The organism is Flavobacterium sp. T12S277, assembly GCF_048514875.1.
In the GTDB taxonomy this organism is placed as follows: Bacteria; Bacteroidota; Bacteroidia; order Flavobacteriales; family Flavobacteriaceae; genus Flavobacterium.
In genome coordinates this window covers 18,733-31,128 of sequence record NZ_JBLYEG010000025.1, presented here as the reverse complement: position 1 = coordinate 31,128, position 12,396 = coordinate 18,733, and the positions used below count along the sequence as shown (strand labels likewise).

The window sequence follows — 12,396 nt, the reverse complement described above, 5'->3', positions numbered from 1 at the left end:
TTTAATCGTTAATTAACCACAAAACCTGGTGGTCAATTTGCTCCGGAATCAGGTGGTCAGTTTGCTCCGGAACGGGTGGTCAATTTACTCCGGAATTAGGTGGTCAAATTGACCGGTTTTTCCAGATAATAGCTTATTTTATATTTTAGTGCTATTTCAGAAAAAGTACTTAAAAGTTAATAGATTGACTTTGTTTACATTGCTCGATTACTGATATAACTCAAGAGCCACGAAATTTGGCCATGTTTTGCAAAGAATACCTTTTTTTTGTCAGTATCTTGTATTTCTTCAAGGGCTGTAAGTAATAAATCACCAGCAGCAATAAGATTTTTTTGGGAATAACTTTCCAAAACTTTTTTAAGATCTTTATTTGTTAAAGCAGCCGTTTTAATTTTATTAAAATTATTTTCGACAACAAATTTGGAAGAAAGGATATCAGTATATTTTATTTCATTATAATTATCTGGGGCCTCCTTCTCATTAATTAATGTGTAAAAAGCCCAAACAGCTTCACCAGATAGATAAATATTGATTTTTGTTTGGCATTGAGGAGAGTTTAAATACATTTTTGATAAATCTTCCCTCAATTTTGGTAAATAATTAAAAATAGTTTCATTAAAATTATACAACTGATTGTGTTTAAGTATATGATTTATTTTTTCTGTTAGGGTTAGTATTCCTATGTCTGAAGTAAGCTGATAAGAAGTATTTCCATCATCAGTTTTACTAAGATAGCCTCCTTTTGTATTTTTGAGACCAATATCAAGTACCACAGAGTCGAAATAATTTTTTTGGGGAATGCAACCTTTTATAAATAAGCTGGCTTCAGAGGAAGGAGAAATTATCTCTAAGTTTTTACTTGTATATGCTTTTACCTTTTTGATTAAAAAATTTGCATTGTTGGCCATGTCTACTGAAGATGGAGCTACTATGTAAATATTGCTATTTTTAATGTTATAGGTAGCTTGCATTTTTTTGTAATTGCTTAATATAACCTGGGCGATATTGTCTACATCCGTCTGGGTGAACATACATTCTATTGGTATACCTGCGGCCATTTCAATATTTTCTGTCCATGAGGCTTTTAGCTCATAGACTCTTTTTTTAGGATTTTGCACCTCAATAACTGTCATTTTTATTTCTTTGTCCCCAATTTCAATACCGCCATAATATGATTGCGCATGCAAGTTAAATCCTAAAAATAAGCAGAATCCAAATTTGTAAATTTTTACTTTCATTTTTTGTAAATTAAAAATATGTGTTTTTTAATGAGGCAAATTTAATTTTCGAAAAATCAGTAAGCTGTAGAATCATAAAGTCTATTATGTAGAAAGGATTCTACAATATTTATTTTGTTGTACTACAGTTTTAATTGATAATTATAAGTTGGATATGCAAACAAAAACTGGAGAAAAAGTTAAGCTACATTTTTATAATTAGTTAGTTTATTAAATTCTTCAATTGTTTTATAGTTCAAAGCCGAATGCCTTCTTTTTTTATTGTACCAAATTTCGATGTATTCAAAAATTTCAAGTTCCATCTGTTCCATGGAAATTAATTTACTGCCATAAACCAATTCTGTTTTTAAAGATTTGAAAAAACTTTCAGCAACCGCATTATCCCAGCAGTCTCCTTTGCGGCTCATACTTCTTGTGATATTTTTATAAGAGTCCAATACATCAGCAAATTTTTTATTGGCATATTGGATTCCCCGGTCAGAATGGAATATTAATTCATCTGCAATTGTTCTGTTCTTGGCTGCCATTTTCCAAGCCTTCATTGTAGTTTGTTTAGTACTTAGCCCATTGCTTAAACTCCAGCCGACTATCTTTCTGTCAAATAAATCTAAAATGATGGTCAGATATAAAAAACCATCCTTTGTCTGTATATAGATGATGTCTGAAACCCAAGCCTTTGCTGGTTCTGTTGCTGTAAATTCCCTTTTTAGAATATTTGGAACAACAAAATGATTGTGTTTTGAATTGGTTGTTACTTTGAATTTTTTTACTCAATTTGCTGTACAGCCCTAACTGCTTCATGTATTTAGCCACAGTTATTCTGGATATCTGATATCCTTGGCTTTGCAGTTCAAGGGTAATTCTTGGGCTTCCATACCGCTGTTTAGCATTAAAATATATTGAAGTAATTTCTTCTTTTATCAGGGCAGTCTTCCTCTGTCTTTCTGATAGAATCTGCCGCTTCCAATTATAGTATCTGCTTGGGCTTACTTTTAAAACTTTGCACATCTTTTCAATCGAATATATTTTTTCATGGTCTTTTATGAAAAGATAAAACATCGACCTCCCTTGGAAAAGATGCTTATAGCCTTTTTTAGAATATCACGTTCTAATTCCGCTTCTTTTAATTTTTTTTCAAGCTCATGGATTTTTTCCTGTTCAGGACTAAGCTTTAATTTTCCTTTTCCAGGAAAACTTCCTGTGCCAAATTCTTGGTAATCCTGACGCCATTTGTACAGCAAAGGAGCTGTTATTCCAAGTTCTTTGGCCAATTGTGAGATATTATCTCTTTCATAACTTAATTGGACAGCTTTCTCTTTGAAATTGCGGTCATAAGTTTTGCGATTCTCTTTCATGCTCTAAAGTTAAGATTTAGTTCTTAACTAGAACTCCATGCTAAGTTAGCACATCCAGTCTATTATTTTAACTAATTACTGCAACGATGGTTAAGATAGAGAAAAAGGTAAATACAGATTTACGAGCTTAATGAATAAAAGCCAGATGGTTAGTTCACCCTTGATGAAACTTTAAAGAATCTAGAAAAATTAATGATTCTTGAGAAGATTTAGCATTATGTCAAAGCTAATGCTAAGCTGACCTATTGCCTCACAACCGTTATCTTAGTTCTTTAACATGCAAAACGCTTTAGTAGTTATATTTATAGAAATTTTAAAGCCAAAAAGTGAAGCAATGAAGTATGGCGTACTGATAAATGCCAATTGTATTTGAATCAATTAGTTGGCTTAGGTAAAATGTTGGAACGATAATAATTAATATCATGGAGGTGTTCTAGTGAATATTATACTCTGTAGCTTTAAAAGATCTTCCATTAAAGTTAACATTGTTTGTCTTTTTACTCTAGTTAAATAACAACTTCTATTATTTTTACTTTTTTTGAAACAAATAGATGATACAATGATTTGATAGTATATCGAGTTCTTTGGGTTGAAATTAAATTAGTTCTTTTTCCTTTTTAAATATATTACTGTATTGGAGCATGTCATTATAAAATTTTTGTTTTTTATTAATATTCTGGTACTTAAATCCTTTTTTCTGCATTTTCGATGTAATGGTTAGGATATTATTTGGATCCTTCAATTCCAGTTTTATTAAAGCTGAATCTGTCTCTACATTATTGTTTTTTTTCTTCTCTGCGAGAAAGAAAGTAAGTTTATCATGGGGACCAAGTATATGGTTAACAAATTCATTTAATACTACTGAAGGTTGAGGAAACTCAATAATAAAATAATGTATAAGTCCCTGGTATAATAAAGAGCATTCTTTAATTTTGGATTTTCTTTCTAAGTTTTGTGTACCTTTATCTACAATGCATACTACATTTTCCCCCTTGATTTGCTCTGCGTAAAAATCAAGTGCTGCGATACTTAATATGCCAGTAGGTTCTACAATCAGTTTTTCTTCATTAAATAACTGTAATATTGTTGTACAGATTTTCCCTTTTGGAATATATACCATATCAGATAAATTTTTTTGTAAAATTTCATTGACCAGATTATTTGCTTGGTTCATAGATACTTTATTTATGTATTGATCTGTAGATTCAAATGAGATGTCTTTTTCGTGGTCAATTGAAGTTGTAATCGAACGAGTTTCTACTCCAATAATCTTGGTATGAGGACTCAATTGTTTAAAAACACTTGACAATCCTGCCCCTAATGCTCCACCTTCTACAGGGACAAAAACATAATCGATAGTTTTTTGATACTGTTCAAGAATTTCCATACCAACTGTTCCATTTCCGGCTATGATTTTGAGATCGTCAAAAGGATGGATGAAAACTTTGCAATGAATAGAGGCATCTCCTGCCGCAATAGCATATGCATCATCAAAAATCGTCCCTACTAGTATTATTTCTATATAATTTTTTCCAAACTGCTGAATTTTTATTATTTTTTGTTTTGTAGTGGTTTTAGGCATATAAATTTTACCCATAACCTTTAAAAGATTACATGCCAAGGCAACGCCCTGAGCATGATTTCCTGCACTGGCAGAGATAATTCCTTTCTTTTTTTCGTTTGTGCTAAGTGAACTGATTTTGTTATATACACCTCTAATTGAGAACGAATGATTTATTTGTTGGTCTTCACGTTTTAATAAAATAGTTGCTCCATATCGCTTTGAGAGATTTAAATTTTCATTTAAATCGGTAAGCAAAACAATATTTTGAAGTCGTTCTTGTGCTTGCAGTATATTTTTGAACAGATTCATTTGAAAGTATTAAATTTTAGAATCAGATGGTGAGTTTAGAAATTTCTATAAATTTTATAAGTGAGCATTTATTTCATACTAAATCTCTTGTAATTCTTTTTGAAAGCCTTCACTGGTTTTTATGATTGCAATTCTAGAACTTTTAATAAATTCAATAAGATCAAACTTAGAAAATTCATCAACTAAGTGATTAATGTCTTCTTCTTTTCCAATGGCTTGATAGATTGTATAATCTTCTTCTGTAGATATTGCTTTGACATCAAAGAGGCTTGATAGCTGTTTTACTTTTTTTTTGGCGATAACTGAAGTTTTAATTTTATAAAGAGCAACTTGTTTCCAAATAATTTGCTCGTTTGTGCTGTAATAGCATTTATAAACATCGATAATTTTCTCAATTTGAAGTACTAGATTTTGAATCACTTCTACTGTTTCACTCACTACTATTGTAAAGCGAAACATTTTATCAATTTCACAGCAAGAAAAATTCAGACTTTCTATTTTAATTTGTCTTCTTAGAAAGATTAAAGTAATTTTGTTTATTAATTGTATTTGCCCTTCTGTATAAATTGTTAGGGTATATTGTTTTTTCATCTGATGTTATTTTGTATTTATGTTTTTTCTTTATTTAATAAATGTCTAATAATAAAAAAACCTTTCTCGTTTTGATAGAGAAAGGTTTTTTTATTATTAGATAATAGAATCCTGACTCGTCATATTAAACGAATAATAATTGTGATAATAATATTGATTGTTGTGTTTTTGATAATTGTTTAACTTAAAAAAAAAACCTTTCCTGTTTGATAAAGAAAGGTTTTTATTGTTATATAATAAAATCCTGACTCGTTACGTGAAACGAATAATAATTGTGATAATAATATTGATTGTTAAATTCCTCATAATTGTTTTAAATAAAAAAGACCTCCTTGAAAACAGGAGGCCTTTTATTTATATTGAAAAATATATTTATACAGCAGCCCTCTACAGCCCTCTAATAAAGAAGATAGTAATTATGATAAAAATGTTAATAAGCCTTTTCATTTTTTTTTATTGAAATGCAAATATATTGATTTTTATTAAAAAATAAAGTTTTTGATCAAAAATTATAGTAGCAGTATCAATTTGAATTGTATCTCTTGATGCTAAAATGTAAGTTATCCTTTGGGAATTTTTGTTTGAATATAGACACTTCCAGTAGACTTTGCTGTAAGCTTAATATGTGTCATACATGAAATTTTGATATAACAAGTAATTAGAAAATCATTATGGGAGATTAGTTTTGTGATGAAATTTTTAAAAACAGTAATAAAATTAGATAGTCAAATTATCATCGGTAAAATTTACTTCCGATATACTAGTTTGTATTTTCTTAACTAACTTCGCTGTTGAATCAATGTTAAACTTGAAAATTTTATAGGCAATTTTAACCCATAAACATGTACATAATATGTAGATGATTGTCTTTATATTTTTTCTTGTATAATCTAGGTATTGACTCCAATGAAACTGAAAATATGGATATAATGGATTTTAGAAAAAAATGGATATCAACTGAGGAAGCCGAAAAAATTGACATAACCAATTATTTATCTTTTTTAGGATAGAACCCCATTAAAGTAATAAATTTTGTCTTTTGGTATCGTTCTCCATTATGGGATGAGCATACAGTTTCTTTTCAAGTGAATCAAAAATTGAATCTATGGTTTGACCACGATACAGGCAAAGGAGGTAATTTGATTGATTTTGGCATACTGTATTATGACTGTACAGTTAGTGAATTTTTAGAAAAACTCAATATTAATTTTTCTCTTCAACAACCAGCATTTCAAAACTCAATTAAAGATATAGCAAGAGCTAATAAAATTAAAATACTACAGGATATTCCTCTTACTTCTCCTATACTTTTAAGATATCTTGAAGAGAGAAAAATTCCTATTGATATTGCCGAACAATTTTGTCTTGAAGTTCATTACGAACTAAATGATAAAACATATTTTGGAATTGGTTTTAAAAACAATTCTGGAGGTTTTGAAATTTGTAATCCTTATTTTAAAACCAGTGGTTTTCCAGAGGATATTACTACTCTAAATAATGGTGCCGATGAAGCTATAGTCTTTGAAGGATTCATAGACTTTCTCTCCTTTAAAACCCCTACACAAAATCTTGCTGAAAACAGTAAGGATTATGTTGTTTTAAATTCAGTTTCTTTCTTTGAACGAGCACGTCCCTTTATGGAAAGTCATACAGATATTCGGCTTTATCTGGACAGAAGAATCACAGGAATTAATTGTACCCTGGAAAGCTGTTCAAGAATGGAAAAATAAATCTATTTAACATGAAAAATGAAAGTCTGAATTTGTAGGAATAATTTTTAAATTTTGTTATCTTTGAAATAATGAAGGATAGATATCAAGATATTGTAGATCAGGAAAAAGCTTAATTAAGATTGGAACTGGCGAAGATTGACCAGCATCAAAAAAGAATTATGTTTACTTTCTATGCAATTTTTTTAGTTGTCTTAATTTGCTTGGTCTGTTTTTATTTTTTCATTTAACCAATTGACCAGAAGAAAATATTATTTCATGATTTGAATTTATTTGATTCTTGCAATTATATTCTGAAAAGGCTTATATTAAAAGAAGTAAAGTTATTGTAACTTCAAGAGCGCTGTATGTCATTACTTCGGAAACTTTTGAGTCTCATATTAAAAACTTAGAAGAATTTTTTCTCATCAGGTATTGCGCAGTATCTATAAAGAAATAAAAAAGAACATCAATAACAGGTGTGTTTTAATTGTTCCTAAATGCTGCAATGTTGAGCCGTTATAATGGTTCGTCCTATCAATTTGAGAAAATGAATGTGGGTCCCTATTGATTTTTCCAGCCAAGAGGTATCATGGAGTAGTGCTAATATGTTGAAAAGATTTATTAAGCCGCGTCGTTTAAAAAGTTAGAAAAAAACTGCCTTCAATTTGGTGTATTATTGGCGTCAATTGATAGGCTTTAAGAATATTTTCAGTAGTTAACACTTCTTTTTTATCTCCAGAGGCAAGTATTTTGCCTTCATTAATTAGGATAATCTTGTCAGCAAATTTAGCTGTCAAATTCAAATCATGTAAAACCCCAATGATAATTAGGTCTTTTTGCTTTGCCAATTCGACAATTTTATACATGAAATCATATTGGTAGTGCACATCTAAGAAAGTCAGTGGCTCATCCATAATTAGATAACGCTGGTCAGTATTTGTGGAATACCAAATTTGAGATAAAACCCTTGCAAAATGAACACGTTGTTTTTCGCCACCGCTCAAGGTCATGAAATTTCGATCGGAAAACTTTAGAATATCAAAAAATGACATGGCATCTTCACAGGCTATTTTGTCTTTTTTTGAAGGAACAGATTCGAAATGAGGATATCTTCCCATCATCACGATTTCGCTTACTTTTAAGGGAAAACTAAGATCGATATTTTGCGATAAAACAGCTCTCGTTTTTGCTAATTCTTGTACCGAAGGATTAGCATTTCCAGTGTAATGTATGGTTCCTGTTTTGGATTTGAGTTGTCCGCTGATTAGTTTTATCAATGTTGATTTTCCAGCTCCATTGGGACCAATGATTAGATTTATTTTCCCGGCTTCAAAAGTTTGAGAAATATTTTCTAAAATAATTTTATTATCAATAGAATAAGAAAGGTTTTCGATAGATAGCATACTATAAGAAATTATTTTTTTTACGAAGTAAGAGAATAAACACAGGTACACCAACTATTGAGGTTACTATTCCTATGGGTAATTCGGCTGGGCTCAATAGAATTCGAGCAACAAAATCAGAAAGACACAATAATATAGCGCCTAGTAGACAAGCATAAAGAATCAGATTTCGATTGTCAGAACCAACAAGGATGCGAAGTAAGTGCGGAACAATTAATCCTACGAAACCAATAACTCCCACAAAAGAAGTAGCTGTAGAAACAATTATAGCGTTTAATATTATAATTTTTATTTTTAAACTTTTAATGTTCACTCCTAAATAACCGGCTTCTTCTTCGCCTAAAATGAGCGTATTGAGATGTTTACCATATCGATAAGCTACAAAAATACCGATGAGACTCGTAATACCAACTATTTGTACGGCATTCCAATTTGCTCCAGAGAGCGTGCCTAGATTCCAAAAAGTTATCGATCTGGCTTGGGAATCTCTTCCAATGTATGACATAAACCCGATACCGCTTAAAAACACAGCATTTACCGCCACACCTGTTAATAGCAACAAGGCAATTGAGCTTTTTCCTTTTTTGTTTGAATTGGATAATAAAAAAACCATCGCCGTACCTAAAAAGCCTCCAATACAAGAAAATAGAGGCATTGACCATTCGGTAATATTTATCCCAAGTGTACTGCCTACAACAATAAAAAAAGCGACTGCAAATGCGGCTCCGCTAGAAGTTCCTATCATGCCGGATTCGACTATTGGGTTTCTAAATAAAGCTTGTACCAGTACGCCTCCTACGGCTAAAGTTGCTCCTACAAACAAACTCAATATGGTCCTTGGAAGTCTGATGTCTAAAAATATACGCTCGTTTAAAGAAAGATTTTCATCGCCATCCATGGTTTTTTGAAATGCAGTTGTGATGTTTGATAAAGAAATATTTACCGCTCCATATTTTGCCGATAGCAGAGCGATAAATACTAATAATGTGATTAATACGACCGATAAATAGAAGTGCTTATTGTTTAGCTTCATCTTTATGTATTAAATTTTGAATTAGGAGCACATTTTTTCCTGTTCTTGGTCCTAAATAGACCAAATCATGCTCTTCAATTCTATAAATTCTTTTGTTTTTGAATGCTTTGGTACTGGCAATTCCCGGAAGTTCTTTTATTCTGTCATAAGAACCGCCTAGTTTATCATAACCAAAATCAGTGATTAAAATTACATCTGGATCAGCAAGTGCTACTATTTCTGGTGAAAGGTGTCTCATTCCCTTTTCGACATTTACTGCTATTTTTCCACCAGCCCATTCAATCATTTTACCGGCAACACTCGACTGAGTCATTACCAGATAAACATTGTTTGCCTGACCGTAATGAATCACTAAAACTTTGTTTTTTTTAGTGTATTTCTTAGCTTCGGCGATTGCTTTTTTTAATTCGGTTTCTAAATTTTTACACAGAGAATCAGCTTGTTTTTCTTTATGAAAGTAGCTTCCCATTTCTCTCATTAAAGAATCGGTACCTGCCAGAGATTTACTGTATTCGCCAAATCTTTTCATTGGTATTTTTAATTTTTTCAATTGGTCAACCACATGTTCTGGTCCTATATTGTTATCTTCCAAAATAAGTGTAGGTCTGTTAGCCAAAATAGCTTCGGCACTCAAGGCTCTGTGATATCCTACGGTGGGTAATTGTTTTGCTTCGGGCGGAAAAGTGCTTGATAAATCAACAGCAACTATATTTTTTTGTGCTCCTAATGCAAAGGCAATTTCTGTATATTGTTTGGAAATACAAACAAGACGTTCTTTATTACTTTCTTTTGCGTCTTCGTTAGAAAAACGCTTGCAACTGATTAAAGAAAGTACCGTCAAGGCTAAATATATTAAATACTTCATGTTTTATTGTTTTTAAAAAAAAGAACAACTTCGTTGTGAAGTTGTTCTAAGTTTATTTTAGAATGTATATTTTAAATTTAAACCGCCAAAGAATGTGGCATTAGGATTTGCCGCTAAGTAAGCATCAGGCAATTGATTGACAAAAATCATTTGCGCGTACTGAGTTTTGGTTGCGTTTGTTATTCCTGCATAAACATCTAAAGCAAGGTTGCTTATGATATTTTTTTGAAACCCTAATTTAGCATTTAATAAACCGTAGTTTTTGGCGGTAGATACTTCAATATTTGAACTTGTTTTTACCTCAGGAACATAGGCGAAGTTCATTTTATCTCTGTAAGAGTAAGTTGCATTGCCATAAAAACCATATTTAGTTACGAAATCTACGCCTGAGTTAACGACCCATTTTGGAGCGCCTAAAACGCTTCTTCCAGAAAAATCATAAGATCTGTTATAGGCGGTTTGGAAAATATAGTTGTCATATTTGAAATCAGAATATGTTGCGTTTACAAATGGAACTATCGATCTTATAAACCCATCTTTAGATTTGATTGCTTGATATTTTAGTAATGCTTCAATACCTTTATGGTTTTGATCTCCAGCATTTACTACATAACTGTATAAAGTGGCAGTGTTTGTAGCATTAGGAACGGCTACATTGGTCATTTTATCGGTAAATTTTGTTTGGAAAGCCGCTACTTCATAATACAAACGGTTGTCAATTAACTTACCTTTAGAACCTATTTCAAATTGATTAGCCACTTCTGGGCATAGATTTGTGTTCACGCTATTGTTTGCAGGAATGAATAAATATGCACTTGTAGGAGCTTTGTAGCCTTTGTTGTAAGACGCATAAACTGAGACATTATTGTCGAATATTTTGTTTATGGCAAACTTAGGCGAAATCATATTCTTATATGCTACTTGATAATTTGCAGGACTTGCGTTATTGTTGTATGTTGGAAGAACTCCTGGATTGTTAGGGCTTGTTAATGTATATGGGAAACGGTCTTTTGATTCGACACCCATATAACTTGAACCTATACCTGCTGTAACTGAAAAATCTTTTGGTAATGATAATGTCCATTCAGTAAATAAAGAGCTAGTTTTAGAAATTACATACACATTACTTTTTGTGGCGGCAATTATATTGTAATCATTTGTATTAGAGGTCTTTCCGGTCATATTGTACCCGATAGTCTGTGCATTTTGTTGTTGCATTTCAATACCTGTGATTCCTGAAAGTTTGATTTTTTCATTCAGTTCAAAATTAGTGTCAAATGTAGAACGCAAACCATAATTTACACTAAGTTTATCGGTCCATCCTCCGGCAGAACTCACATTGCTACTAACTCCAGTTCCAAACAATGTTGTCGAATTGCTGAAGTTTTTACAAAACTGGTAGGTGTGATTTACCCCTGCTCTAAAACTAATTACGTTAGAATGCGCATCGTTCTTTATATAAGCAGGGTTTCCTGAATAATCAAAGTTGTTATATTGAGCTATTGATAATTCCCCATTTCTTTGGTCATAACTATTACTGTATCCTAAATAAGCATTGATTTTTTGCTTATTGTTTACTTTGAAATCTGCAAATGAATTTACGAAATCCTTATGTGAGGCAGTATGATTCATAAAACCGTCATATTTTTGTTTTCCGTAGTTTAACAAAAAAGATGATTTTTCACCTCCCAATTGCAATTCAGTAGTAAAACGTTGTAGTCCATTGCTACCAAATAATGTGTTTTGAGAAATAGAAGATTTTCCGGCTTCTGGAGCAATAGTTTTTAAGTTTACAACCCCTGAAATTGCAAGCCCGTACAATGATCCCGCAGGTCCTTTTAGTACTTCGACATTGCCAATGTTGCTAAAGTCCAAATCATCCATAAGTGTAATTCCTTCAGCATCAGTAACAGGAATATTGTTTAAATATATCTTAGTTCCTTGAGTGTCAAAATTACTATTAGATCCATTTGTTCCTCTAGTCCCATTACCATAACCACGGATGTTAAAAGTTTGCCCAGCAGAAACGGTTCTTCTTTGCATGAAAACACCTGGAACGTTAGTATTTAAGGCATCGTCAAGAAATAATCCAGTACCTCTTTTTAATTCTTTTTCTCCTAATATTGAGATTGATTGCGGTTGGCTTAATAGTGATTTGTTAGTTGCTGAAGTAGCAGTTACTTCGACTTCGTTCAATTGGGTTATTTTTTTTATAGTATCATTTTTAACCTTTTGAGCAATAGATAGCACAGAATGCATTGCAAAAGCTGCAATTGTAATTTTTTTTATAATTTTCATTAATTTGATTTTAAATTTAGGCATAAAA

The 12,396-nt window shown here is 31.5% G+C and carries 8 protein-coding genes and 1 pseudogene; 1 reads left to right on the top strand and 8 read right to left on the bottom strand.

Annotated features, from left to right (window positions below; genetic code table 11):
• Nucleotides 1–194 precede the first annotated feature (194 nt).
• From ACN1CN_RS21820 to ilvN, 4 genes and pseudogenes are all read right to left on the bottom strand, one after another.
• Nucleotides 195–1,238, bottom strand: a complete 1,044-nt coding sequence (locus ACN1CN_RS21820) for an exopolyphosphatase (protein ID WP_419137655.1) — start codon at nt 1,236–1,238, stop codon at nt 195–197.
• Nucleotides 1,239–1,417: 179 nt separating this feature from the next.
• Nucleotides 1,418–2,593: pseudogene (locus tag ACN1CN_RS21815) on the bottom strand (IS3 family transposase).
• A gap of 595 nt (nt 2,594–3,188) precedes the next feature.
• Nucleotides 3,189–4,466: a threonine ammonia-lyase IlvA gene (ilvA, locus tag ACN1CN_RS21810; RefSeq protein ID WP_419137653.1), complete on the bottom strand. Its 1,278-nt coding sequence runs from the start codon at nt 4,464–4,466 to the stop codon at nt 3,189–3,191.
• Nucleotides 4,467–4,544: 78 nt separating this feature from the next.
• Complete coding sequence (gene ilvN / locus ACN1CN_RS21805; RefSeq protein ID WP_419137651.1) at nt 4,545–5,057, bottom strand: acetolactate synthase small subunit; 513 nt, start codon at nt 5,055–5,057, stop codon at nt 4,545–4,547.
• Between the two features lie 1,097 nt (nt 5,058–6,154).
• Here ilvN and ACN1CN_RS21800 point away from each other — a divergent pair.
• Complete coding sequence (locus ACN1CN_RS21800; protein ID WP_419137649.1) at nt 6,155–6,787, top strand: toprim domain-containing protein; 633 nt, start codon at nt 6,155–6,157, stop codon at nt 6,785–6,787.
• A gap of 617 nt (nt 6,788–7,404) precedes the next feature.
• Here the strand turns inward: ACN1CN_RS21800 and ACN1CN_RS21795 are convergent.
• The 4 genes from ACN1CN_RS21795 to ACN1CN_RS21780 are packed head-to-tail and all read right to left on the bottom strand — an operon-like array spanning nt 7,405 to nt 12,368.
• Nucleotides 7,405–8,172 carry a heme ABC transporter ATP-binding protein gene (locus tag ACN1CN_RS21795; protein ID WP_419137647.1) on the bottom strand — a complete coding sequence of 256 codons (768 nt, stop codon included), beginning with the start codon at nt 8,170–8,172 and terminating at the stop codon, nt 7,405–7,407.
• Between the two features lies 1 nt (nt 8,173).
• Nucleotides 8,174–9,205, bottom strand: coding sequence for a FecCD family ABC transporter permease (locus ACN1CN_RS21790; protein ID WP_419137645.1), 1,032 nt, complete (start codon nt 9,203–9,205; stop codon nt 8,174–8,176).
• Complete coding sequence (locus ACN1CN_RS21785) at nt 9,189–10,070, bottom strand: heme/hemin ABC transporter substrate-binding protein (protein ID WP_419137643.1); 882 nt, start codon at nt 10,068–10,070, stop codon at nt 9,189–9,191. The genes ACN1CN_RS21790 and ACN1CN_RS21785 overlap by 17 nt, the downstream gene beginning before the upstream one ends.
• A 57-nt stretch (nt 10,071–10,127) precedes the next feature.
• Nucleotides 10,128–12,368, bottom strand: a complete 2,241-nt coding sequence (locus tag ACN1CN_RS21780) for a TonB-dependent receptor (RefSeq protein ID WP_419137641.1) — start codon at nt 12,366–12,368, stop codon at nt 10,128–10,130.
• Nucleotides 12,369–12,396: the final 28 nt, after the last annotated feature.

Bases quoted from the DNA above. Each gene is read 5' to 3' on its own strand.
- ACN1CN_RS21820 (WP_419137655.1), bottom strand. From the start codon at position 1,238: ATGAAAGTAAAAATTTACAAATTTGGATTCTGCTTATTTTTAGGATTT.
- ilvA (WP_419137653.1), bottom strand. From the start codon at position 4,466: ATGAATCTGTTCAAAAATATACTGCAAGCACAAGAACGACTTCAAAAT.
- ilvN (WP_419137651.1), bottom strand. From the start codon at position 5,057: ATGAAAAAACAATATACCCTAACAATTTATACAGAAGGGCAAATACAA.
- ACN1CN_RS21795 (WP_419137647.1), bottom strand. From the start codon at position 8,172: ATGCTATCTATCGAAAACCTTTCTTATTCTATTGATAATAAAATTATT.
- ACN1CN_RS21790 (WP_419137645.1), bottom strand. From the start codon at position 9,205: ATGAAGCTAAACAATAAGCACTTCTATTTATCGGTCGTATTAATCACA.
- ACN1CN_RS21785 (WP_419137643.1), bottom strand. From the start codon at position 10,070: ATGAAGTATTTAATATATTTAGCCTTGACGGTACTTTCTTTAATCAGT.
- ACN1CN_RS21780 (WP_419137641.1), bottom strand. From the start codon at position 12,368: ATGAAAATTATAAAAAAAATTACAATTGCAGCTTTTGCAATGCATTCT.